General features: G+C 62.6%; 1 protein-coding gene. It reads right to left on the bottom strand.

Annotated features, from left to right (window positions below; translation table 11 throughout):
* Positions 1–66 precede the first annotated feature (66 nt).
* Positions 67–552 (bottom strand): hypothetical protein, encoded by a 486-nt coding sequence (locus tag QMX78_RS21460; RefSeq protein ID WP_282273484.1) that lies wholly within the window; start codon positions 550–552, stop codon positions 67–69.
* Positions 553–919: the final 367 nt, after the last annotated feature.

Below are 919 nucleotides of genomic sequence, written 5' to 3'. Positions count from 1 at the left end.
GAGCCATGCTCGGCAGGGGCTTTACCGGTAAGGCCCCTTGCCGAGCATGGCTCGGCACTACCGATATCAGCGCAGGCGTATCGCCAGGCCTACCGCCTGCACCAATCCATAACTGATCAAGGCCGCCGCCAACGCCAAGGTCAACGGACTGGCATTGCCCATGCCCGCGCCCATGCCCTGGCTGAAAGCGCCGCCATACCAGCGCCAGGCCAAGCGTCCGATCAGCAATACTGCCAAGCCACCGCCGATCCACGGATTCGGCGTGTAGCCGGCCCGCCCATCGCGTGGACTGATCAACGTTTGTTTAAGTGCGAACACGCCCAATCCAACCCCGGCGACTGCGCCGGCAACAATCCCCAACGCGACATGCGGGATATATATCGCCGCAGCTACCAGCGCAGCACTCACCAACGACAGCAGACCGATACGGAAGCCGTTACGAACAGGGCGCCATGGCTGCCAGCCGAAGTGGCGACGGATACGCCGGTAATACAACCAGCCGAAACCAGCCGTCATCAACCAAGGCATGTAGACAGGCAATGCAGCAGGCATGAAGCGTCCCCGTGTGTAGGAGCGGCGTAAGCCGCGAAGCTGACAATAAACCAGACGTCGTAGTGCCGAGCCGTGCTCGGCAGAGGCTTTATCGGCAATGCTTCAAAAGCCACCCCCTCCCCAACCCTCCCCTACGCCTGCGGCGCAAGGGAGGGAGCGTAGTGCCGAGCCATGCTCGGCAGAAGCCTTACCGGTAAAGCCCCACCTGTAGTGCCGAGCCATGCTCGGCAGAGGCTTTATCGGCAATGCTTCAAAAGCCACCCCCTCCCCAACCCTCCCCTACGCCTGCGGCGCAAGGGAGGGAGCGTAGTGCCGAGCCATGCTCGGCAGAAGCCTTACCGGTAGAGGCCCTTGCCGAGCATGGCTC

The sequence above is a fragment of the Stenotrophomonas sp. PS02298 genome (genome assembly GCF_029959445.1).
GTDB lineage: Bacteria > Pseudomonadota > Gammaproteobacteria > Xanthomonadales > Xanthomonadaceae > Stenotrophomonas.
This window is presented reverse-complemented; position numbering and strand designations above follow the sequence as displayed.

What these genes read in the sequence shown, in the direction of transcription:
- QMX78_RS21460 (WP_282273484.1), bottom strand. Translation starts at nt 552, where the DNA reads ATGCCTGCTGCATTGCCTGTCTACATGCCTTGGTTGATGACGGCTGGT.